At 43.2% G+C, this 23,898-nt stretch carries 16 protein-coding genes; 7 read left to right on the top strand and 9 right to left on the bottom strand.

Annotated elements, in window-relative coordinates:
• The first annotated feature begins 240 nt into the window (after positions 1 to 240).
• The gene (glmU, locus tag AAEY88_RS10350) at positions 241 to 1,623 is read left to right on the top strand and encodes a bifunctional UDP-N-acetylglucosamine diphosphorylase/glucosamine-1-phosphate N-acetyltransferase GlmU (protein ID WP_350562125.1); all 1,383 of its coding nucleotides are present in this window, start codon (positions 241 to 243) and stop codon (positions 1,621 to 1,623) included.
• Between the two features lie 136 nt (positions 1,624 to 1,759).
• A complete protein-coding gene (gene glmS / locus AAEY88_RS10345) occupies positions 1,760 to 3,604 on the top strand; it encodes a glutamine--fructose-6-phosphate transaminase (isomerizing) (RefSeq protein ID WP_350562123.1) in 1,845 nt (614 codons plus the stop codon).
• Between the two features lie 98 nt (positions 3,605 to 3,702).
• Here the strand turns inward: glmS and AAEY88_RS10340 are convergent, their stop codons facing one another.
• The 4 genes from AAEY88_RS10340 to recG form a co-directional block, all read right to left on the bottom strand.
• The gene (locus AAEY88_RS10340; protein WP_350562121.1) at positions 3,703 to 4,329 is read right to left on the bottom strand and encodes a YceI family protein; all 627 of its coding nucleotides are present in this window, start codon (positions 4,327 to 4,329) and stop codon (positions 3,703 to 3,705) included.
• Positions 4,330 to 4,410: 81 nt separating this feature from the next.
• Positions 4,411 to 7,515 (bottom strand): efflux RND transporter permease subunit, encoded by a 3,105-nt coding sequence (locus AAEY88_RS10335; RefSeq protein WP_350562119.1) that lies wholly within the window; start codon positions 7,513 to 7,515, stop codon positions 4,411 to 4,413.
• Positions 7,512 to 8,852 carry an efflux RND transporter periplasmic adaptor subunit gene (locus AAEY88_RS10330; protein ID WP_350562117.1) on the bottom strand — a complete coding sequence of 447 codons (1,341 nt, stop codon included), beginning with the start codon at positions 8,850 to 8,852 and terminating at the stop codon, positions 7,512 to 7,514. Before AAEY88_RS10330 ends, AAEY88_RS10335 begins: the two co-directional genes overlap by 4 nt.
• A 496-nt stretch (positions 8,853 to 9,348) precedes the next feature.
• Positions 9,349 to 11,718 carry an ATP-dependent DNA helicase RecG gene (recG, locus tag AAEY88_RS10325; RefSeq protein WP_350562115.1) on the bottom strand — a complete coding sequence of 790 codons (2,370 nt, stop codon included), beginning with the start codon at positions 11,716 to 11,718 and terminating at the stop codon, positions 9,349 to 9,351.
• A gap of 209 nt (positions 11,719 to 11,927) precedes the next feature.
• Between recG and AAEY88_RS10320 the strand changes: the two genes are divergently transcribed.
• Positions 11,928 to 12,956: a patatin-like phospholipase family protein gene (locus AAEY88_RS10320; protein ID WP_350562113.1), complete on the top strand. Its 1,029-nt coding sequence runs from the start codon at positions 11,928 to 11,930 to the stop codon at positions 12,954 to 12,956.
• Between the two features lie 124 nt (positions 12,957 to 13,080).
• Here the strand turns inward: AAEY88_RS10320 and AAEY88_RS10315 are convergent, their stop codons facing one another.
• Positions 13,081 to 13,671, bottom strand: a complete 591-nt coding sequence (locus AAEY88_RS10315) for a hypothetical protein (RefSeq protein WP_350562111.1) — start codon at positions 13,669 to 13,671, stop codon at positions 13,081 to 13,083.
• A 382-nt stretch (positions 13,672 to 14,053) separates the two neighbouring features.
• On the opposite strand from AAEY88_RS10315, the gene argA reads away from it, so the two are divergent.
• Entirely contained in the window at positions 14,054 to 15,376 is a 1,323-nt protein-coding gene (gene argA / locus AAEY88_RS10310) for an amino-acid N-acetyltransferase (RefSeq protein ID WP_350562109.1), read from the top strand.
• Positions 15,377 to 15,466: 90 nt separating this feature from the next.
• Here argA and AAEY88_RS10305 read toward each other — a convergent pair whose 3' ends face one another.
• Positions 15,467 to 16,198, bottom strand: coding sequence for an FKBP-type peptidyl-prolyl cis-trans isomerase (locus AAEY88_RS10305; protein ID WP_350562107.1), 732 nt, complete (start codon positions 16,196 to 16,198; stop codon positions 15,467 to 15,469).
• 485 nt (positions 16,199 to 16,683) lie between these two features.
• On the opposite strand from AAEY88_RS10305, the gene AAEY88_RS10300 reads away from it, so the two are divergent.
• Together AAEY88_RS10300 and AAEY88_RS10295 are read left to right on the top strand one after the other, a co-directional pair.
• Complete coding sequence (locus AAEY88_RS10300) at positions 16,684 to 18,429, top strand: mechanosensitive ion channel (protein WP_350562105.1); 1,746 nt, start codon at positions 16,684 to 16,686, stop codon at positions 18,427 to 18,429.
• Between the two features lie 453 nt (positions 18,430 to 18,882).
• Positions 18,883 to 19,665: an SDR family oxidoreductase gene (locus AAEY88_RS10295; protein ID WP_350562103.1), complete on the top strand. Its 783-nt coding sequence runs from the start codon at positions 18,883 to 18,885 to the stop codon at positions 19,663 to 19,665.
• A 64-nt stretch (positions 19,666 to 19,729) separates the two neighbouring features.
• Here the strand turns inward: AAEY88_RS10295 and AAEY88_RS10290 are convergent, their stop codons facing one another.
• The 3 genes from AAEY88_RS10290 to AAEY88_RS10280 form a co-directional block, all read right to left on the bottom strand.
• A complete protein-coding gene (locus AAEY88_RS10290) occupies positions 19,730 to 20,440 on the bottom strand; it encodes a lysophospholipid acyltransferase family protein (RefSeq protein ID WP_350562101.1) in 711 nt (236 codons plus the stop codon).
• A 147-nt stretch (positions 20,441 to 20,587) separates the two neighbouring features.
• Positions 20,588 to 22,477, bottom strand: a complete 1,890-nt coding sequence (gene parE / locus AAEY88_RS10285) for a DNA topoisomerase IV subunit B (protein WP_350562099.1) — start codon at positions 22,475 to 22,477, stop codon at positions 20,588 to 20,590.
• 151 nt (positions 22,478 to 22,628) lie between these two features.
• Positions 22,629 to 23,288: a YqiA/YcfP family alpha/beta fold hydrolase gene (locus AAEY88_RS10280; RefSeq protein ID WP_350562097.1), complete on the bottom strand. Its 660-nt coding sequence runs from the start codon at positions 23,286 to 23,288 to the stop codon at positions 22,629 to 22,631.
• 197 nt (positions 23,289 to 23,485) lie between these two features.
• On the opposite strand from AAEY88_RS10280, the gene AAEY88_RS10275 reads away from it, so the two are divergent.
• A complete protein-coding gene (locus AAEY88_RS10275) occupies positions 23,486 to 23,746 on the top strand; it encodes a DUF1289 domain-containing protein (RefSeq protein ID WP_350562095.1) in 261 nt (86 codons plus the stop codon).
• Positions 23,747 to 23,898: the final 152 nt, after the last annotated feature.

Genomic DNA, 23,898 nt, shown 5'->3' with positions numbered 1-23,898 from the left:
CAATCTACAATGATGCGAATATAAGAAGCCTCGAGCAAGCTATACAGTAGTCAGGCAAACGAGATTGACGGTATAGTCATTTTGTATGAGGCAGACTAGAGTAATAGTCGCTACAGTAGCTTAAGTATGATACTTACGAATACTAGCAACAAAAAATATTCACTTCAACGAATATGATTTTTATAAACATTTGCGTTATAATTCAACATTATATTTTGTTACACCTATTATAGAGTAACTATGACAACTTCCCTATCTGTGATCATCCTTGCTGCCGGCAAAGGCACGCGCATGCAATCGGCTAAGCCAAAAGTACTACAGACCTTAGCGGGTAAATCATTACTCGGTCACGTGCTAGACACGTGTCATCATCTGACTGTAGATGACACTATTATAGTGTATGGTTTCGGCGGTGAGCAAGTTCAGACAGCAATTACTAATCAGTATGCACATTTACCGATTACTTGGGTCGCGCAGACTGAGCAGTTAGGTACAGGCCATGCGGTAAAAGTTGCTCTGGCCCAATTACCCAAAGACGGTCAAAGTTTAATTCTATATGGTGATGTGCCACTAGTTAGCCCTCATACCTTGGCAAATCTACAAACGGCCAATACTGATGGGATGTCGATGCTGACGCTTACTATCAATAATCCCTTTGGCCTTGGCCGTATTAAGCGTAATGAAAACGGCAAGATTGAGGCGATCGTCGAGCAAAAAGATGCCAGTGATAACGAGCAACAAATTAAAGAGATTAATAGTGGTATTTACTGCGTTGATAATGCGTTACTACATAAATATTTGCCAGAACTGTCTAATGACAATGCGCAACAAGAATATTATCTGACCGATATTGTCAAAATGGCCGTCGCTGATGGCATTACTATTACGGCTATTGAACCTGAGCATGCGTTTGAAATCGAAGGTGTCAATAACCGTCAGCAACTTGCCAGCTTAGAGCGCACCTGGCAGAGTAAAATCGTACAAGATTTACAGATAGCGGGCGTACAGTTTGCAGATCCTACCCGCGTGGATATTCGTGGCACCTTAACTGCCGGTCAAGACGTATTTGTCGATGTCGGTGTGGTGTTTGAGGGCGATTGCACATTAGGTGACAACGTCTATATCGAAGCCGGTTGCATTATCAAAAACTCTAATATAGGCAATGCTTGTCATCTAAAACCTTATTGTGTCGTTGATCACGCTACTATTGGCGCTGGCGTTGATATCGGACCTTTTGCAAATCTTCGCCCTGATACTGTATTATCAGATAATAGCAAAGTTGGTAATTTTGTAGAAATCAAGAAATCAACGATTGGTAATGGTAGTAAGGTCAATCACTTGAGCTATGTTGGTGATGCAACTGTAGGCAATAATGTTAACATTGGGGCTGGGGTTATTACCTGTAATTATGATGGTGTTAATAAATCGCAAACTGTCATTAAAGACAATGCCTTTGTGGGCTCTAATTGCAGCTTAGTGGCGCCAGTAACGATTGGTGATACTGCTATTATCGCTGCTGGTTCAGTGATTACCCAAAACGTTGATGCCAATGCGTTAGCACTAGGACGGGCACGACAAGTACAAAAGCCAAACTTTCAGCGTCCGACAAAAAAATTAAAATAGCTAAAATATTATCAATAAATAAGTCAGGTGAAACTAAGCAGTACGACAATTTTTGTGGTGCTGCTTACTCGTATTTTGGGTAGGCCTTACTCTATCCCTCTGTTTTATCAAAATATAATTAATTTAAGGAATAGCCATGTGTGGAATTGTAGGCGCCGTTGCTGAGCGTAATATTGCCAATATCTTACTTGAGGGCCTAAAACGCCTTGAATACCGGGGTTATGATTCCGCCGGTCTGACTGTTATTCGCGATGGTGAATTACACCGCGAACGCCAAGTGGGTAAAGTACAAGCCTTGGTCGATGCCGTAGCGATTAACCCAGAGTTTTTTGACGGGCATATTGGTATTGCGCATACTCGCTGGGCAACTCATGGCGAGCCTGCACAGCGCAATGCTCATCCACATGTTTCTGGCAAAATCGCCGTGGTCCATAACGGTATTGTCGAAAATTACGCTGAGCTTAAAGAAGACTTAATCGCCAAAGGTTATGAATTTACCTCGCAGACCGATACCGAAGTGGTCGCACACCTGATCAATGATCTTTACCAAGCAACCCCTGATTTACTAGAAGCGGTTCGCGCTGTTATTCCACTTCTACATGGTGCCTTTGCCCTAGGTATCGTCCATGTCGATAGCCCAGAGGAATTAATAACGGTCCGCTTAGGCTCACCTTTAGTCATTGGTGTGGGTATTGGGGAAAACTTTATTGCCTCAGATCAGTTGGCGCTACTACCGGTTACTAACCGCTTTATGTATTTAGAAGAAGGCGATATTGCTAAACTTACTCGCAATAGCATCACCGTCTATGCTGATGGGGTAGAAGTTAGCCGAAAAATCCATGAGATAGATGCCAAACAGCATAATACTGATAAGGGCGAGTTTAAGCATTATATGCTCAAAGAAATCTACGAGCAGCCAGATGCGGTCGCGCGTACCCTTGAGATGGCCATTGATAGCAGTAATACCTCAAAACTACGTGATGATTTCTTGCAGCGTCATGAAACCCAGCTGGCAGGTATTCGCCATATACAAATCATCGCTTGTGGTACTAGCTATCATGCGGGAATGGTCGCTAAGTACTGGTTTGAGAGCATCACGCGTCTGCCCTGCTCCGTTGAGGTAGCCAGTGAATTCCGCTATCGCAATCCCGTGGTCGTTGATAACTCATTAGTAATTTGTATCTCCCAGTCCGGTGAAACTGCCGATACGCTATCGGCATTACGCGATATTCAAAAGCATTCACCAGCAGGACTGGTCAGCTTAGCTTTATGTAATGTGCCGACCTCATCATTAGTCCGCGAGACAGATATATTTTTACCCACTCTTGCCGGCCCTGAGATTGGCGTGGCATCAACCAAAGCCTTTACCACTCAGCTGGCGGCTCTCATGTTATTGGTACTTAAGATTGGGGCTACTCAATCTCGTATTGATAATGAGCGCTTAATGACCTTACTTAGCGAGCTACAACAGCTGCCCGGTCAGCTTTATGCCAGCTTAAATCTTGATGCTGCTATTAAAGAGATGAGTGAAAGCTTCGAAGACAAAAAAAGCTGCCTGTTCTTAGGTCGTGGTCTTCAGTTCCCAATTGCTCTAGAAGGCGCGCTTAAGCTCAAAGAAATCTCTTATATCCATGCTGAAGGTTATGCTGCAGGTGAGCTGAAACATGGTCCTTTAGCACTAGTAGATAAAGACATGCCTATCGTCGTACTAGCACCCAAAGACAGTATGTTTGATAAGCTCAAGGCCAATATGCAAGAGGTGCATGCGCGCCATGGTGAGTTGTTTATATTTGCCAGTGAATCTAGCAAAATGATTGCCGAAGACCGTATGCACGTGGTGTATGTGCCCGATGTCTGCGAGACCTTAGCACCGATAGTTTATAGTGTGCCGGTACAGCTATTGTCCTATCATGTGGCGGTCATGCGCGGTACAGATGTCGATCAGCCCCGTAATCTGGCCAAATCAGTGACAGTCGAATAATTTATTACTCGCTGACATAAACCCAAAAGGGCCGAAACTTATTAAGTAAGTTTCGGCTCTTTTTATTGTCACTTATAACGACTATTAGCCAATAATAGCTACTGCTTTGCCGCTTCGATCTGAACATTTAGAGTGACTTTTTCAGTTATTCCTAATAACGTATATTTACCCATATCCCATTTAGTTCGATCAATCGTGGTCGTAAAATCGCCGCCGCAGACTGACTTTTTGGCTATAAAACTAAAGTAACAATTAAACTTAGTAGCCGTTAAAGTAATGGGATTGGTTACACCATGCATGGTTAAATTGCCATCAACTTTTGCGACGTCTGCACCCGCTTTATCATTATTAAAATACCACTTTGTAGACTCAAAAAAGGCTAACGGAAACTGCTCCATATCAAAAAAGTCAGCGCCAGTCAGGGTTAAATCGAATGCTTTATTGCCGGTATTTAAACTGTTGATAGGTATAACAAGTGAAATGCTGCCCGTCTTTGCGCGTGGATCATAGTCTAGCTGTCCAGTTACATTATAAAAGCCACCGGTATTGGTAGAGGTATTGAAGTGATCAATAGCGAAGCGCACATTGGTATTATTGGGCTCAAGCAAATAGGTGGCAGCGTGACTGCTAGCGCCGCTACCAATAACAACACCGGCTAATAGCAATAGCACTCCCAACGGCTTACGGTAATGCCCAACTATTTGATCAAATAAAAGATGACTCATGATTACATTCCTTTGTAGCGTTATTTCGATAACAACAGTAAAGCCCGCTTGTATTCAGTTTATACCTATTCTCTGTTAATTCTATAATTTATCAGTAGCAGAACGATCTTTCCCATGTGGAATCAGCCATTTAGAAAACCAGTTAGAAACATCATCCATTAAAGTATAGACCACTGGAATAACTACTAAACTTAATAAGGTAGAAGTCACTAAACCGCCTAACACTGCCGCCGCCATCGGCCGCCGAAAAGTAGGGTCCGCTTCACCCCAGCCCAATACCAGCGGTAACATACCCGCACCCATCGCAATGGTGGTCATAATAATAGGCCGAGCGCGCTTACGACAAGAATCAATAATCGCCTCAAAACGCGCCAGTCCGCGACGCTGCGCAATCAGCGCATAATCGACCAGTAAAATAGAGTTCTTAGTAGCAATACCCATTAACATAATAAAGCCGATCATCGATGGCATCGATAAACTACTATTGGTAATTACCAAGCCGACAAAAGCACCGCCTATCGATAATGGCAATGCCATGAGAATAGTAAAAGGCTGCAATAGACGCCCAAACAGTAGAATAAGCACCCCAAGAATACAAACAATACCAACTGACATGGCGATAATAAAGCCGCTAAAGAGCTCCGCCATGTTTTCGGCCTGACCTTGCTCAATTATCGTAATTGATGCGGGTAGATTCTGCATAGTCGGCGTATTTTTGACCGCTTGTACCAAATCACCAAGCTCAGCATCGCCAGGCTGTACGGTAATACTGATGGCACGCTCCCGATCTAACCTACTGATCTGTGCAGGTCCGGTACCAAAGTCTAACGCTGCTACTTCGCCTACTCGCACCCCTTGACCTGCTGGGCGCGCACTAGGAACATATAGGCCCTCTAACTGGTTGACACTCTGTTTGGCGATATCGGGCAGACGCACCACAATAGGTATCTGCCGGGTATCAAGATTGAGCTTAGATAAGCGCTGCTCATAGTCGCCAACGGTCGCAATGCGTAAAGTAGCGGCGATATCTTGAGTGGTAACCCCTTTGTCTGCCATTGCCAGTCTATTAGGAGTAACAGTTAGCTCTTGGCGCGGTAAACTACGATCACTGGTGACCGCACCGACACTAGGTAAGGCGCGAATATCTGCCATAATTTGTTGTGCCGTCTGCTCGAGCACTTCTGGACTGGTACTGGTCAAAGAGAAGTTATAACCGGTCTCACCACCGCTCGATAAACCAACGGTAAAGCGGGCGCTCGGTACTTCTGCCAATATAGTATTGATTTGTTGTTCAATGGCTTGCTTAGAGCCGCGGTCTGCTCGTGGGGCGAGCACTATATCGAGACTGGCGATATTTTTTGCTGTACCACCTCCGGAGCTGGAATTAGGGCCCATAGACGCTTGCGCTTGCCCAACGGCAGTAAAGATATGCGTGACTTCTGGTAATGCCATGATGCGCGCACTTGCCAGCGCCGCGACCCGCTCAGTATCTGCTAACTCAACATCAGGTGTTAGCTCAATCGCTACTCGTGTCTGGTCAATATCATTATCAGGAATAAAGGCGGTCGGTAATAATTTGACCAATCCTAAGGAGGCCACAAACAATACTAAAGTGACGCCCATCGTCAGCCAGCGATGTTGCAGCGTCCACGATACAATTTTTAGATAACCCGTCATCAAGGCGCTTTGTTTTTCAACCCGCTGCTTTTCGGGACGTAATATATAGGCGGCCATCATAGGGGTAATCAAACGCGCCACCATTAAAGACACAAAGATCGACAAAGCAGCAGTCCAACCGAACTGCCGGAAGAACTGTCCAACGATACCACCCATAAAAGCCGTTGGTAAAAAAACAGCAATCAGAGTAAAAGTGGTGGCAACAACAGCAAGCCCAATCTCATCAGCCGCTTCCATCGCCGCTTGATAGGGCGTTTTACCCATACGCAGATGGCGCATGATGTTTTCAACCTCGACAATAGCATCATCGACTAATACCCCAATCACCAATGATAAGGCCAATAGTGAGATAATATTAAGGCTAAAACCAAACAGGTACATCCCTAAAAAGGTAGGAATAATCGATAAAGGCAAAGCAACAGCGGTGACGATGGTTGCACGAATATTGCGTAAAAATAGAAATACCACGATGATCGCTAGAATACCGCCTTCGATTAACATACGTAGCGACGCTTGATAATCCTCAGCTATAGGCGTTGCCCGATCATAAACCTTATCAACGCTAATATTGCTCATGTCTGCGCTCAATTGCGCTAATGCATCATCAACACGCTTCATCACTTCAACTTCACTAGCACCGCGCGAACGAGTGATATTAAAAGCTACGACCGTTTGCTGATCAAGTTTGGCGATAGAGTTTGGATCAGCCGGTCCATCAGTCACCTGTGCCATGCGTCCAAGCGCCTGCGTACCACCAGTAGGTACAGCAATCTGTAGATCATTCAGTTCGCGGGCACGCTCAACAGCCCCTAATACGCGAATAGTTTGGGTATTTTTCCCCACTTCCGCCTCGCCCCCTGAGCTGTCTTGCTGAATCCCAGCAATCTGCTGTGATAGCTGGACGATAGAGAACTGTAAGCCACTCAGCGCAATAGGGTCTGCGGCAATGGTAATTTCACGTTCAAGTCCACCGATGCGGCCAATCGTTCCGACCCCTTGAATATCTGATAAGCGCTTAGTAATCGTATCATCGACGAACCATGATAAGTCCTCAACGCTCATATTATCAGCAGTTACCGAATACGTAACAATGGGAAAACCTGAGGTTGAGACTTTAGTAATAATGGGATCATTAGCAGCAGCGGGCAGGTCTCCGCGTACTTCTCCGACCGCTGAACGCACATCATCAACCGCTTCTTGAATATCCTTATCTAATACAAACTCGGTCGCGATGGTCGCAGCGCCAGTTTGTAACGTAGTGCGAATATGTTTGATGCCGGTGATACTGGTCAGCTTATTTTCAATCTTTTTGGCAATATCATTTTCAAGCTGCGAGGGGGCAGCACCAGGCAAAGTAACGGTTACTACTACGGCCGGCAAGTCAATATCAGGGAACTGCTGGACTTTCATTTGCCGAAAGCCAAACAGTCCACCCATCGTTAGTAATACAAATAATAAAATCGCAACCAGTGGATTTTTAATCGAGTAGGCAGACACATTTAAATTCATGAACGCGCCTGCGTAGCCGTATTAGCTGCTGGTTTTTTATGAGTGCTGTCTTTATTAATCGTATCAACAACGCGTACCAAATCGCCCTCGTTTAAGAAGCTCCCCCCTTGCTTGACCAGTAGGCTATCAGCCGGTAAAGGCTCTGTAACCGCGACATTATCACCAAATCGGTTGCCAAGGGTCACACGCTGACGCTGAATACGGCCGATGGTTTTACCATTCTCTGTTCTAATGTTTACTACTAGCATCACATAATCATAGCCATCATTGCTAACAATTGCACTATTGGGCAGCATTTGCGCACTTTCGCTCCCTAATAGGAATTCACCTGTTTGATACATCCCCGCTCGCGCCGCTGAGCTTGCTGCTAGACTGGCATAAATAGTGATTTGGCGATTGTTATCCGCCGTTGGCGCAATTCGGCTAACTTGCCCCATCACCGATTGATCACTTGGTAAGCTTACCTTAACAGGCGTTCCTACTTGTACCTCGCCGATAAGCTTGGGATCGATATCTGCGCGCCACTCTAAAACACCATCTTTAATAATAGTAAATAACGGCTTACCATCAGCAACCATGCCCACTTCGACTAATTTTTCGCTGATGACCCCGCTTACTGGTGCAACCACTTTGGCATTATTGACAGTCAAGCGTTGAGTGCTAAGACGGGCTTTTGAAGCTTGTAAGGCAGCCTCAGCACGTAATGCGGAAGTGCGATAGCGGTCAGCTTCTTGCTTACTGATCGCATCAATATCAATTAACGGTAACACGCGCGCTGCATCAGCTTTAGCATTTGCAAGGGTGGCCTCAGCTTCGGCCACATCCGCTTGTGCTTGCAGAACTTGTTGTTGCATGGCGTCGGTATCGAAGAGTGCCAAGACTTGACCAACCTTGACCCGTTGACCTTCTTCAACCAATATACGCTCAATAGCAACCCCATTAACTTTAGCACTGACATTGGCAATATCTTTCGCACTGATGGTACCGTCTGCTATAAGGGTATTGCCGATACTGTCTTGCTTTGGCATTACCGTTTCAACCGCTAATACCGCCTGCTCAGTGTTGTCAGTACCTGTTGCCGCCAGAGTTGGTATTCCTGAGGAGACGACCTGCTCATCAGTTGCGACCTCATTACCACCCCAATACCTGCCTAGCAAGACACCGGTAATAAGTACCGCTGCCAATACCGGTAATAGCCATACTGGTAGTTTTGACGAGGGTCTATTGACCAGCTTTGAGACAGGCTGATGATATGGCAGCAACTCAGACTCAGGTGTCTGCTTAGACTTATTAGAATGGGGCTCTTGCTTAGCATTAGTATCTTCAAGGTCACTCATGATCGGTCTCTATAGATAAGCGCGGTAATAAAAATAGAATTGTAAAAAATGATGGGCTGATAGGGACTAGAAATTATACGTGATTTGAGCAAGTACTGGTAAAAGTTGCTGTAAACCTAGATCACGATCATCATAATATCGCATAGCAACATAGATAAAAACGATTTATTAAAATATATTATATATAATAGTATTTTTTACTGATATCAAGTATTTTTGAAAGTGTCCCAAAGCTGAGAGTGTCAATAAATATGACTTTATCTTACTATCAGGAAAGCTTTTGACAGCGATAGCATATAACAAAGCGGTACATCAAAAAAAGGGCGTATGGCCATAAAAAAGAATGAAAATGGGGTGATATAGATCCTAGGGGTCGCTTAGTTATTCCGTTCCAATTCAACCTCAGATTTTCAGTGGTTATTTAGGCCCAGCAGAAAAGAACTGTTGTCTTAAGAAAATCTCTTATGAGTTGTTTAAAAATAGTTGACCATTACAATCAAGCATTGGTATAACGACTGGCCTCAGGCATCCAGCGGTGAATAAGTTGGCTGACGTCCGCCTTACGGCTAGCATCTTGGATTAAATGTTTGGCTAAGCGCTGAGCAATCGCAAATAACTGCTCATCACGAATAAGATCCGCTAAATAATAACCGACATTACCGGTTTGGCGTTTACCGAGTAGCTCGCCTGGGCCACGCAGCTCTAAGTCTTTTTGGGCAATGACAAAACCATCGGTACTTTCTCGCAGCACCCTTAAACGCTCAATGCCGGTTTCAGATAATGGCTTTTGATATAGTAATACACAATAGCTTTTGGTCGAGCCACGCCCCACTCGTCCACGTAACTGATGCAATTGCGAGAGACCCAAACGCTCGGCATTTTCGATAACCATTAGTGACGCATTGGGCACATCGACACCAACCTCAATTACGGTAGTCGCAATCAATAAATCCAGTTGTCCTGCTTTAAATTCTTGCATGACAGCTTGCTTATCAGCAGATTTCATTTTGCCATGTACCAGCCCAATACGAATATCTAAGCGCTCATTTAAATCTTCATAAGTAGCTTCAGCCGCTTGAGCATCGAGCACGCTAGACTCTTCTACTAAGGAACAAACCCAATACGCTTGCCGTCCTGCCTCGCAATTAAACGCAATACGCTCAATGACCTCATCACGGCGATTACGATCAATAGTGACAGTAGTAATCGGCGTGCGCCCCGGTGGCAGCTCATCAATGATGGAGTTGTCCATATCGCCATAAACACTCATCGCCAGCGTACGCGGAATCGGAGTGGCCGTCATAACCAACTGATGCGGGGTACTATTAGCGACCCCTTTATTGGTCAAGGCCATACGTTGCTCGACCCCAAAACGATGCTGCTCATCAATAATGACCAAGCCCAATTTGGCAAATTTTACTTGCTCTTGGAATAACGCATGCGTACCAACCACGATTTGTACCGTACTTTCTGCGACAGCCTCTAACGCTTCGCGGCGCTGCTTGGCCGTTTGCTTACCCGCCAGCCAACCGACGCCAACGCCTAAGGGCTCAAACCATTGTTTAAAATTAACCAAATGCTGTTCTGCTAAGATTTCAGTCGGGGCCATAATCGCTACTTGCCAGCCACTATCGAGCGCATAACCGGCTGCTCCGGCCGCAACCAAAGTTTTACCAGCGCCCACGTCACCTTGTACCAGTCTTAACATCGGGATAGACGTTGCCATATCAGCGGTGATATCTTTCATAACTCTTATCTGGGCATTGGTTAAGCTAAACGGCAGATTAGCAAATAACTGCTCAGTCAGTAGACTTTGCATGGTGCATTTTGGTGCTTTATGCTGATGTAGTTGCTGGCGGCGATATAATAGACTGAGCTGATGGGCAGTCAGCTCTTCAATAATTAAGCGCTGACAAGCGGCATGAGTGCGTGCAGTGAGCTGGGTTAATAAGGTATATTGTCGCCCAGCATCGGTATAGGTAGGCGGCGTGTGTAACAACACCAATGCCTCAAAAATCGTTAAGTTATAGACATTGTTAGCATTGGTAGCAGCTGCTGTATTAACTGCTGCTTCCCTGTTTATATAATCATAATGGCTATCACCATAATTTGTATGATCATAAATAGCTGGATTGGCTTTATTAACTTTATTTTCTGGCACACTACGCGCCAATGCTGAGAAGATATCTTCAGATTCGGTACTATCTGCTTTCGGGGTTTTTGAGCGGTTAACAGTAAAAGGTACAAGCGGTAAATCAGCGACCGTTGCAAAATCAGCAGCGGTAAACAGGGTCATCGGTAGCCCTTGACTACGAATAGTCTGTAACGCCATCTTAATCAAAGTGCGTAGCTTATTTTGATGCAGACCTTTCACCGTGGGATAAATAGGCTGTAATCCAGTATTAACAATAGCGGCGCTATCAGTAATAATTTGATATTCAGGATGGTGCATTTGTTTACCGTAACGGCTAACTTTAACCTCACCAAAAAGTTGTAGCTGAGTACCGAGGCTCATGGTTTGCGCCAGACCGGGATACACCTTAAAAAACCGCAAAGATATGGTTGCACTATCATCATCGATGATAACCGTCATACCGCTACGTTTATTATCAACATGCACAACGCGCCCAGTAATCAGTGCCGCTTGGCCATGCGCAACTTCTGCGATTGCGACCAATCGACTACGATCTTCATAATCTCGCGGTAAGTGCAGCAATAAATCAAAAATACGTGCAATACCCAATTGGGCGAGCTGTTCAGCAACTTTTGGCCCCACACCCGCCAGCGCGGTCACCGGCATATCAATGGCCGAGGCAGGCTGTTCAGCTGACAAAGAGGCAGATAAATTTCTGTTAGATATTGGCATCAATGATTCCTGACCACATTACTCTTAAATTGCCTGTTTTTATTATAATAAGACGACAGGAAAGTGTGTAACCACATAATAATCAATGGCTTATAAAATGACTACAACGCTCTTATTATAACTGACAAAAGACTTGATTATACGAAGCGATTTAGTAATGATGCGTCTAGGTATTGAACGCTTAAATTTAAAAGCTAAAAGGTCACGTTATGTCTGCTCATGATACTGCTTACGCTATTACTCACTCTATTAGAGCCCCTCTGATCCATTTATCATTGCTACGTCGTGCCAGTTTGCTTATTGCATTGGGTGTGTTTACCAGTGCCTGTAGTAGCATTATGCCATCTGTACCTAAAGCGCAAGTCCTACCTATTCACGACATGCCAAGCGTGGCTTTGGTTTTAGGTGGTGGAGGTGCCAAGGGATTTGCCCATGTTGGAGTAATTAAAGCCTTAGAAGAAAATGGTATTACCCCAACCCTAGTAGTAGGAACGAGTGTTGGCAGCTTAGTGGGCAGTCTATATGCTAGCGGCTATACGCCAGCTCAGCTTGAGCGGCTAGCCCTGACCACGCCCGATAACGAATTGACTGACGTCACCTTATCCAACCAAGGTTTTATTGAAGGTATCAAGCTCAAAAACTTTATTAACACTCATGTTGGCGGACGACCGATAGAAGCGTTTCCTATCAGTTTTGCGGCAGTCGCTGCTGAAAAGCACAGCCTAAAAAAGGTGGTCTTTACTACAGGTAATGCCGGTCTTGCCGTACAAGCTTCCTGTAGTGTGCCTAATATTTTTATTGCCCCGCGTATTCCCGAGACGGTCGGTAAAAAGTATATTGATGGTGGGGTGGTTAGCCTCGTGCCTGTCGATAGTGCCCGCGAGCTAGGGGCTGACATTGTTATTGCGGTCGATGTGACTGATGCTACTACACCTAAAAATAATAAACTAGCTACTCTTAATTCATTGAGTGGCTTTTGGGGCTTACTCGAGCCTGGTTTAGCCACTAGTGTCAGCAACGATTCTACTAATAATGCGACCAACAATAACCGCTCATCGCACAACGAGCGCCAACGCGCTGATATTATTATTACTCCAAACGTTGGCCATATTAGCTCTCTAGATACCAGCCAGCGTCACGCTTTAATTCATGCTGGCATGCAAGCCACTAACGCCCAAATTGCAGCCATCAAGCAATTAATTGCTAAAAAATCTAAAAGCAAATACGCCACTTTTTAGCGCCTGATTGTTGGCTTATATACCATAAAAAAAGCACTACAATCATCATTTGTAGTGCTTTTATATTTTTATACGGATAATTTCCAAACATCGCTAGAACAGGTTAAAAGTCTTACGTTCGATTTTATTTAACCCGCGCACGATATTTAACCATTACCGTGTCGTTTAGACCAATGCCTTCTAGATCCCAGCGTACCGCTTTATAATATTTCAAAGGGATTTCTTGAGTTTGACCATCAATCTTACCGCGTAAGGGCATACGAGCAAAAGTATTGCCATCAGCGCTGCCATATGGGAAGTTAGGCGCAACGCCGCCCAGCAGCTCAACTTGCTCAGGGATGCTCATAGTGACCGTCATTTTACGGACGCGATCAGTATTGGTATTGGTAAAGTAACCTTGATACTCCAAAACATTGCCCGATTGCAAGCGCGTATTGGCAGTGACCGGTACTAACAGCTCTTGACCACTAGTATCAACGCTTATAAGAGAAGCGGTGATTTTACTGTTAACTGCTTGCGCACTTAAGCTGCTAGTGTTGGCAGGTGCAGCTGTCTGTAACGCGACCGGACTATCAAGCGCTGGCTCTGGTATTGGCAGCATCGCTGAAGCCTGTGTAACTGCCATAACACCAACAAGCGTACCGGCAACGACGTGAAACAAGCGATGACCGCTCCAAGCGACAAATGGATTGGCAAAATGGTTACTTTTTTTCATGATTTTCATAGTTCCTTGTTGAGGTATCGGTAAAACGGTAGTGGCAGAATTTTAATATCTTGAGGCGATAAATTGAGGTAGGTTAAAAGATAAATTAGACGCTATACTGGTAGTAGATCTTACTATAATTAGACCGTAGCCCTGTGTAATCATACAACATAGTCTTCATTACTGTTGTAAATCATATATTAAGCAATAGCGCTTAGCATAGCAAAAAGCGTTTATAGGTACATTAACCCCGTGTTGAGGTTGTGTATAAAACCGCATTACTACCGATGAAATAAAAAGATAGCTCATAACGACATTTTTTGCTATGGTAAATCTTTATTGTTCGACAAATTTTTCTTTTTCTTTCCTTTTTTCTACTACTATTGTTCCTATTATGACTACTAGCGCCATGCCACAGATTAATCCTGAATACGTCCATTGGTTCCGTAACTCTGCCCCCTACATTAACACTCATCGCGGCAAGACTTTCGTGATTATGTTTGGCGGTGAGGCGGTCAAGCACCCTAATTTTAGTACGCTTATCCATGACTTCGCTTTATTGCATAGTCTAGGTATCAATCTAGTATTGGTGCATGGTGCGCGTCCGCAAATTGAAAAAAACCTAAAAGAGGCCGGTATTACCTCACCGCTCCATCAAGATATTCGTTTGACGCCGCGGGAAGCTATGCCTTCTATATTACAAGCGGTTGGCGCTATTCGCTTACAACTTGAAGCCCAACTATCGATGGGGCTGGCCAATTCGCCTATGTATGGCTCACGTATTGATGCGGTCTCAGGTAACTTTGTTACCGCACGTCCCTATGGTATTCGGGATGGTGTTGATTATCAGATGACCGGTGAAGTACGTTCAATAGATGTTGATGCTATCAAAAACAACCTACTGCACAATCATATCGTTATTTTGGGTTCAATGGGTTATTCAGCAACGGGCGAAGTATTTAACTTGTTGGCAGAAGACGTGGCGCTTAGTGCGGCAGTAGCACTCGGTGCTGATAAGCTAATTTTCCTCGGCGAGGAAGCTGACATTAATGATGATGATCGTCTCTTACGTGAAATGATTCCAAATGAAGTAGATCGCTTCTTACGAGGACGTGATTTAAATAATGAGATTAATTATTTCCTGCACTGTGCCAGTAATGCTTGTCGTCAAGGGGTGCATCGCACTCATATTATCTCTTATGCTAAAGATGGTGCATTATTAGAAGAGTTATTCACCCGTGATGGTTCTGGCACCTTGATCAGCCACGATCCTTATGAAGAGATTCGCTGTGCTAATATTGATGATGTGGTCGGACTGCTTGAGCTCTTAACGCCTCTTGAAGAGCAAGGTATCTTGGTCAGTCGCTCGCGGGAGCGCTTAGAACAAGAGATTGATAACTACAGTGTCATTGAGCGCGATGGAATGATTTTGGGTTGCGCAGCACTATATCCATTAAGTGCCGATGCAGCAGAAGTTGCCTGTGTGGCAGTACATCCTGAATATCGTAATGGCAGTCGCGGCGCTGATTTACTGGCATTTTTAGAGCAACAAGCACGTAGCCATGGTCTACATAAATTGTTTGTATTGACCACTCGTACCGCGCATTGGTTTGTAGAGCAAGGTTTTGCTGAGGTTGACGCCAGCGCCTTACCTGAAACGCGTCAAGAGAAATATCATAACGGTCGCAACTCTAAAGTGTTCCAAAAAACGCTATAACCATCACTACATTTAAGAAGACCTAAACTCAAAAAAAGCCCCCATACTAAACATATGAGGGCTTTTTCTATATTAGAGTCTAATGTTACGTTATTTTACTTTTAACAATTCAACGGTGAAGATTAGAGTGCTGTTAGGCTCGATACCTGAGTTACCCGCTTCGCCATAAGCGATATCAGCTGGGATATAAAACTCGTATTTACCGCCCTCTTTCATCAGCTGTAAACCTTCTGTCCAACCAGCAATAACTTGGTTTAGGGGGAACTCAATAGGCTCACCGCGCTCATAAGAGCTATCAAATACCGTACCATCAATCAGCTTACCTTCGTAGTTCACTTCTACCACGTCAGTCGCTTTTGGCGTTTTACCGGTACCAGCTGTCAGTACCTTATACTGCAATCCAGAAGCAGTCGCTTTAACCCCTTCTTTTTTTACATTTGCTGCTAAGAAGGCAGCACCTTTGGTTTTATTATCGGCCGCTTTTGTTTTCATGTCTTTGGCAAACTTCTCTTCTTGCTCTTTTTGATAATCCATCAATACTTGCTGCATTTGCTCTTGAGTCAAAGCTGGATCTTTACCTTCATAGCCATCACGAAAGCCTTGCTCAAAGGTGTCGAGATTCAAATCTTCTACGGCTTCTTTATTACCTTCAGCCATCATAAAGCCCAAGCTATAACCAACTTTTTCAGGCGCTAAGCTTTGTTCAGTAACCGAAACGCTTTTAGCGGCAGTTTCTTGGTTACCATTATTGGTGCTACACCCTGTTGCTAAAAGCATAGCACTGGCCAGCGCACTGATTGTTAAAGTAGTGATTTTTTTCATAGAATACTCTCAAATTGTAAATATGATGGCGAGATGTCACCTGCTTGCCATCATAGCAAATCTTAGTTTTAGGGGCTATGTTTACGATGAAATTATCAGGCTAATGTACGAACTCTGTTAATATTTGCCAGAAAAATAACAACTTATCACACAACTATAGTGAGAAGTTAAGCTTTCTATCTTTAACCCCATGATTATATCAGCTAAGCTAACTCAGTTAAGGTGATAAGTAACCAAGCGTAATTTTTTAACATCAGTTTGACATTATTTTTCATCATGTACAGCCAACCAGTAGCAGCAGAGTAAGTAGATTTTTCTTATTAATTTTCTACTAACAGGGTTAGTTATTATAATTTTGAGAAAATTATTTTATTCTGTCGTTGCAAAAATTAATAATTCTAATTAAAACAACATATCTATAACTATCTATTAAGCAAATGGGTATATAGCTCAACGCTGACATATGATAATTAAAGGAGGACAGGATGAATCCCATGTATACATCGTTTAATGGTTATCTTGGCGGCCCTATCGGCTCCATCATCGGCGCTATTCTGATTTTTATTATTGGCTGGCTGGTTGCTCTTGGTATTGCTGCTCTTGTACGCAACGTACTGGCCAAAGTTAACCTTAACCAACGTATGAACTCTTCAACGGGTAAAGCTTACGATTTAGAAGGTATCATCTCGAAGGTTGTATTTTGGTTTATCTTTGTTATTGCTATTTCAGGTGCGCTCAATCAATTAAACTTAAATTCTATTTCAACGCCATTTGCTAATATGGTTGGTCAAGTGTTAACGTTTATCCCTAATCTTATCGCTGCTATTGCAGTAGGTATAATCGGCTGGGTTGTGGCTACGGTTGCCCGCACTGCCATTAACACTGCCCTATCTAAAACCACAATGGACGAGCGTTTAAGCGCCCAAGCTGGCGTCAAACCTATGAGCAGTACCATTGCTGATATGGTTTATTGGTTTATCTTATTGATTGTTTTGACCATGGTTCTAGGTCAACTAGAGCTTGATGGCTTATTTGCGCCATTGACCAATATGGTTGATAAAATCTTCAGCTTTATTCCTAACATCCTTATTGCTGGTGTGGTCTTCGTGGTGGGTTATATCATCGCTAAAGTCGTACGCGGCATCGTGACCAATCTGGTGTCTACCTTTAATGTACAAGAACTTGCTTCTAAAGCCGGTCTTAGCGAACAAAACAGCTTACCGAATATCGCTGGTTCATTAGCGTTCTTAGTAGTGATTATCCCAACGATTATCGCTGCGTTAAATGCTCTAAAAATCGAAGTCATCGCTCGTCCTGCTACCAATATGCTTAACAAAATCATGGAAGCATTGCCTAATATCTTTATGGCAGCCGCAATCTTGATTGTGACCTATTATGTAGTGCGCATGGTGGCAAATGTCGTAAAAGGCTTGATTGAAAATACTGAAATTAACCAATTACCTGCTAAAGTCGGTCTACAAGAGACCATGGGTAATAAAAATATTTCTGACTTAGTGGGTTACGCCATTATCTTCTTTGCAATGTTATTTGCAGCAATTGCCGCATCTGACTTACTTGGCTTTGAACCGATCTCAGCTATAATCACCATGTTTATCGCCTTTGGCGCCAATATCATCCTTGGTGCGATAATACTCTTTATTGGCTTTTGGCTTGCTAACATTATTGCTGGTGTCGTTGAGCGCTCTGAAAAAGGCTCACAGTTCTTAGCGAATATCGTACGTGTATTAATTATGGGCCTAGTACTTGCGATGGGCCTAAAAGCGATGGGTATTGCTGACTCTATTGTTAACCTAGCATTCGGTCTAACATTAGGCGCAGTTGCGATTGCTTTCGCTCTATCATTCGGCCTTGGTGGTCAAGAAGCGGCTGCTCGTTTCCTACGTAAAATGCAGGACAAAATGGACGAAGAACGTACTGGCTTAAAAGTACAAACCACGCATCACTCTAAAACGACGTCTAGCACTACTGATAAAGTAGCTGATGCAGTTCACGAGGCAACACCTAATACTGCAACCATGACGACGCCTACTGCTGCTAATGTATCGACAAATGATCTGCCGACAGACACTGTTGATACTAGCAAATTGGGTACTGACACTGTCGATATCACTCATGTTGAGACTGGTGACAACAACACGGATACCAGTACAGACCTATCATCTGATAACAGATTTGATAGTAACCGAATCAACAATGATGACAATAAATAATTTTTTATAACAGTGATGATCTAAACTAAAAGAGACAGCTTAGGCTGTCTTTTTTTATGGGTCCGAGTTAAAGGATTTGTTAAAGTATCTTACATTTTTTTGGACATAACTTCCTAATAAAAAATGAGTAAAATGAGCTTTGGTAGGGATCAATTTGGACGCAATATCAGTCTCTTTTATCAAAAAAAATAAGATGTCGTTTACTTAGACTTATGGTGATAATCGCATTTTTGTTATGATTATAAATGCTCTTCAGCACTGTAAAATATAATCTATACAAGTGCAATTATACACAGTCGCTTTCATAGTAATGACTTGCTATGATGGCTATAAGTATATTGACATCATCGTTCTAGCTCTTATTGATTATTTTAAAGTTTGCTTATTGAACTGGATTTATATCATTAATCTGTTTATATATTTACCCTCTTATGATGACAAGGATTAGAGATCATGAAACGCTTTAGAGAAAAAATAGTAATTGTTACCGGGGCAGGCTCGGGTATTGGCCGTGCGACCGCGATTCGCTTTGCCAATGAAGGCGCAAGTGTTGTTTTAGTAGGACGTACCGCTAAGACCTTAAAGGCAACTGCAAAAGAGTTTCCGCAAGACCACTCATGGATTCACACTGACAATTACTTAACGATTACCTGCGATATTAGTGTACAGAGCCAAGTACAAGAGATGATAAAGCAAGTAATAGAAAAGTTCGATAAAATTGACGTGTTGGTAAATAATGCAGGCAAAGCTATCCAGGGTAAAATTACTGAGCTGTCGGCTGAAGATTGGAAATCAGCGATTGATATCAATTTAAATGGCACCTTTTATGTTTGTCAGGCGGCTATGCCACATCTGATTGCATCAAAAGGCAATATCATCAACGTCTCCTCACTATCAGGCATTGGTGGTGACTGGAATATGGCCGCTTATAACGCTGCCAAGGCTGGAGTCAGCAATTTAACCCGTACTTTGGCGTTGGACCACGGTGCTGATGGCGTGCGCGTTAATGCTGTTAATCCCAGCGTCACCAAAACTAATATGACCAGCGCTATTCAAAACAACGACACTAAAACTGATAAGTTCCTAGAAAGATGTCCACTTGGACGCCTTGCAACACCTGAAGATATTGCTGCTGCTATCACCTTTTTAGCCAGTGATGAGGCCTCAATGATTACTGGTGTCAATCTACCAGTAGATGGCGGTGTTAGTGCCTCCAATGGCCAGCCGCAATTTTAAAAAAGGATAAATTTAACCCTATTTACGGTTTGAACTTATAATAATAAATCTAAAAATTCAGGTGTCAAAGTGCTGAATCATTAATATCCTGTAGTGGCTGCGATAAGCGCTCAGGATATTTTGGCATCACCCCACGATATTGTTCATAAATTTTTGGTAGATCGACTTCAATATCTCCAGTAGGGTATACCAGCGACAAGAAACGCACTTCTTTGGTTTTATAATCTAAAGCTACGGGTAAGATCGGCACATTAGCGCCCAATGCTAAGTAATAAAAGCCAGTTTTCCACGCTTTGGTATACTTACGGGTACCCTCTGGTGATAATCCTAAGAACAATGGCTCGCCACTCTTGAACTTATCAATACTGGCTTGCAAAACTGAGCCTTTATTACTGCGATCAATTGGGATAATCCCTATCCAGTTCAGAAGCTGCGCAAGTACTGGCACTTTAAATAATGTGTGCTTACCCATAATACTAATTTGTACATCCAATGAAAATAAGCTGGGAATCGCATAGATACCGTCAATATTAGAGGTATGCGGTAACGCTAATACCACGGCTTGCGAGATGTTTGGAATGTCACCAACCGTACGCCACCCTGTCGCTCTTACAATCCACGAAGCAACAATAGGCGTAATAATACCGCCACGTTTGGGTACTAAATTGCCCAAGTCTTTTTTACGCAGCCTAGGCAGTTCTTTAGAACGAGAGGCTTTAGAAGAAGTAGATTTAGAACGGTTAGATTTGAGACGAACTGCAAACTTGGATGTCATAACGGCACCACGTAATAAAAAGATAATGCCATCATAGCATTATCCCAGCATCCCTAAATTGACTTTTGCAGCGTTTTCTCGAGTGATAACTTGCTTACTTATCAGCTTAAATACTACAGACCTACTATTTTTATCAGACATACAGCTTCATAGTGCGATATCAGCTAAATTGCCTTTGTTTTCAAGCCATGACTTACGATCAGCCGAGCGTTTTTTTGCCAGCAGCATATCCATAACATTATTAGTCAGCACCATATCATCCATATCTAACTGAACCAAACGACGGGTATCACGATTCATTGTGGTCTCACGTAACTGCTCAGCACTCATTTCTCCCAGTCCTTTAAAGCGGGTAATTTGCGCTTTTTTATTACCAGGAACACCTGCCAAAATATGCTCAAGTTCAGACTCATCTAATGCATAATGTACCTCTCTACCAACATCTACTCGGTATAAAGGTGGCATCGCTACAAATAAATGACCGGCCTCAACTAAGGCAGGAAAGTGTTTTACAAATAATGCGCAAATTAGAGTCGCAATATGAAGGCCATCGGAGTCAGCATCAGCCAAGATACATACCTTATCGTAGCGCAGCTCAGATAAATCAGTTGAAGCCGGGTCCACACCGATAGCAATGGCTATATCATGAATCTCTTGGCTTGATAGTACCGTATCAGAGGATACCTCCCAGGTGTTTAAAATCTTACCACGTAACGGTAGTATCGCTTGATAATGTCGATCTCGGGCTTGTTTGGCACTACCACCGGCCGAATCCCCTTCTACTAAAAAGAGCTCTGCACCATCGCGCAAATCACCGCGACAGTCTGCTAATTTACCGGGTAAGGCTGGGCCTTGAGTAATTTTTTTGCGGGCAACTTTTTTGGCAGACTTCAACCGACGTCCCGCTTTATTAATTGCTAGTTCGGCAATTTGATTACCCAAATCAGCGTGTTGATTGAGCCATAAACTGAAGGCATCTTTTGCTAAGGTTTGCACTGCACCCGCCGCTTCACGACTAGACAGACGCTCTTTGGTTTGACCTGAAAACTGCGGTTCAGAAAACTTTAATGATAGAATATAATTTACCCCATCCCACACATCTTCTGCAGTCAGCTTTACGCTACGTGGTAGTAAATTATGAATATCACAAAACTCGCGTAGCGCTTCTAAAATACCGGTACGTAAACCATTCACATGTGTGCCACCTTGCGCGGTAGGAATAAGGTTCACGTAACTTTCTTGAATAGGCGCGCCACCTTCAGGCAGCCAAGACAGTGCCAAGGTAATACCCGCACGGGCACCCTCTTTAGCCTCATACTGATAATAAAAAGGCACATCTGGCAACGTCTCCAGACCATCTAGTTGCTCGGTTAAATATTCAATGACACCATCAGTGAACTGCCAAACTATCTTTTCATTATTGATATCATCAATAAATTCAATAGTCAGCCCTGCTGCTAGCACGGCTTTGGCTTTTAAATTATGCTTGAGTTGCTTAATATTAAACTTAGGCATATCAAAGAAACTACCATCTGCCCAAAAGCGCACTTTGGTACCACGTTTACGCTTATTTGAGCTTACAGACTCAGTTAAGGGTGTCACTGGCATACCATTTTCAAGTGCCATATCAAACTGCGTACTATCACGCCATACCGTGACCTCAAGCCGCGTCGATAAAGCATTGACCACTGAAATGCCCACCCCATGCAAGCCACCTGATACCTGATAATTAGAAGTCGAGAATTTACCACCAGCATGCAAACGGGTCAAAATCAGCTCAATACCAGACTGATTAAATTCCGGATGAATATCAGTTGGCATACCACGGCCATCGTCTTCTACTGATAGCGACCCGTCTTCATATAGTTGAACTTTAATGGTCTTAGCATACCCTTCTAACGCTTCATCAACCGCGTTATCGATGACTTCTTGCGCCAAATGGTTGGGCCGGGTGGTATCAGTATACATTCCAGGACGACGACGTACCGGCTCTAGCCCTTCCAGAACTTCTAACGATTGCGCATTATATTGACTCACAAAGGCTTCCTTAAATACTCACAAACAAATAATTGTATTGGATCATTATAACGAAAAACATCAATATTTGCGTTAGTAGTCAATAGCTCACGTCATATGATGTCGTCTCTTTTGGAGGCAGTAACCTATTAAGTCATAGATTATTTTTGAATTATCGTAGCTGTCGTAATATCTCTATTACCATAGGTAGTTGTTCAGCAAAGTCACTAAATCTATGATCACCGCCCGGTTGTAAGGTCACGGCTGCACCTTGCTGTTGATAAAATTCTGCGGACTTATAAGGATCTAGTAATTCATCTCCCTCTTTAATCAAAACAGCGACTTTTTGAGGATAACTAATTGATAATTGGTGCTCAGCGAACCAGTCTATATCCCTCTTAGATATTGCCCAACCACCTGAAGTAGTATAAAAAACCTGTTCTTCTAGCTCTGTATTATTGCTAATATCAAAGGAAGTGGCTTTGATAGAAAAACGCTGTAAAGTGATATGCGGTTCAATGCTAGGGTTCAATAACAATGCTGGACAATTCATATAGTTGCTAACTAAGGTTGAATAATACCCTCCTAAAGAACTACCTACTAATACTGTACTTGATAAACGTTGTTCCTTATCGTTGGCTTTATCTTTTACTTCCTTGTTCAAAGCAGCTATCAAAGTAATTAGTTGATCAAATACTTGGGCAGGGTTTTTATTTAGATCAGGTCGTAATACAGTAATATCAGGATGGTTCTGCTCGCAATAGCGCTCCAATAACTGACCTTTAGTAGAGTTAGAATCACTATCTAACCCATGAATGTAAACAATATTCACGTATTGTCTCACTTATTAATTTTGTTATGATATTAGAATGACTACAAAGAAACCTTAACAGCTCAGCATAGCATGCAGTCACCATCGATAATAATAACTAAAAGTTCTATTGTTATTTAATAGTGGCTCAATAAATATGATGTTGACGGTAGTATGGTACAAGAAAAAGATCCTATAGCAATAGGCACAAAACAGATATGACTCAACAATTTGAATTGTTTGACATTGCCAATCCTTGCGTTGGCATTTGTAAAAGCAATAAAAAAGGGTATTGCTTTGGCTGCCTACGCAGCCGACCTGAGCGCCAACTGTGGCACCGTATGACAACGGAGCAACGCCGTGATGTATTGCGACTAATTGTTGGGCGTAAACAACGTATTGAACATATGAGACAATATAGAGGAGAACAGTTAGGATTCGAATTTGATATAGCAGCTGGGACGAACGACTTATTTTAATAATCCTGAATCTTCAATTTTTCTTTCAGGCAAAGAAAAGCCCCCTTTGCGTTAGCAAAGGGGGCTTTATCTATAAATAGAGAGCTGACGATGACCTACTCTCACATGGGCGAACCACACTACCATTGGCGCAACGATGTTTCACTTCTGAG

The sequence above is a fragment of the Psychrobacter sp. CAL346-MNA-CIBAN-0220 genome (assembly GCF_040309805.1).
GTDB lineage: Bacteria > Pseudomonadota > Gammaproteobacteria > Pseudomonadales > Moraxellaceae > Psychrobacter.
Note: the sequence above shows the minus strand (reverse complement) of the source record. Positions and strands in the feature narration are given on the sequence as shown.